The sequence below is a fragment of the Undibacterium sp. Tian12W genome, assembly GCF_049339405.1.
GTDB lineage: Bacteria > Pseudomonadota > Gammaproteobacteria > Burkholderiales > Burkholderiaceae_D > Undibacterium.
The window spans coordinates 1-623 of the sequence record NZ_JBMPPK010000067.1; the positions used below are offsets into that span (position 1 = coordinate 1).

Here is a 623-nt window from a genome sequence, read left to right on the forward strand (position 1 = left end):
TAAATAAATAAGGTAATCCCCCGGCTCTGCCGGGGGACTCCTCAAGGTTTGACCTATACGGCGGTCGGTTTGAAACTTCTATCTCTACCAAAAGAAGGAGTTTCAAGATGAAAGAGTATCAAAGTTTGAGTCATACGAGGTGGGATTGTAAGTACCATATAGTGTTCATTCCGAAATACAGAAAGAAGTTGATCTATGGGGCGTTGAGAAAGCATCTTGGGGAAATATTTCGGGAGTTGGCCAAGCAAAGGGAATGCAGCGTAGTAGAAGGTCACTTAATGATTGACCATGTTCATATGTGTTTGAGCGTTCCGCCAAAGTATTCAGTGTCAAACGTTGTGGGATTCATGAAAGGCAAGAGTGCAATTTCGATAGCCAGACACTTTGGTGGGAGGCAAAGGAATTTCACAGGAGAAGTATTTTGGGCAAGAGGTTATTTTGTCTCAACGGTGGGACTAGATGAAGAAATGGTTCGAGCTTACATCCGGAATCAAGAGCAGGAAGATGAGCGTTACGACCAAATGAAATTGGGACTGTAGCCGCCTTTAGGCGGCTCAAGGGTTACCAGCGCCTTTGAGGCGCCCCAGCAATAAACCTCCGGCTTTGCCGGAGGTAATTTAATT

Annotated in this window: 1 protein-coding gene; it reads left to right on the plus strand. The window is 45.3% G+C overall.

The features are described from left to right. The first annotated feature begins 107 nt into the window (after positions 1–107). Positions 108–539, plus strand: a complete 432-nt coding sequence (tnpA, locus tag ACO0LI_RS30625; protein WP_422952231.1) for an IS200/IS605 family transposase — start codon at positions 108–110, stop codon at positions 537–539. Positions 540–623 lie beyond the last annotated feature (84 nt).

Coding starts and splice junctions, on each gene's coding strand:
- tnpA (WP_422952231.1), top strand. CDS start 108: ATGAAAGAGTATCAAAGTTTGAGTCATACGAGGTGGGATTGTAAGTAC.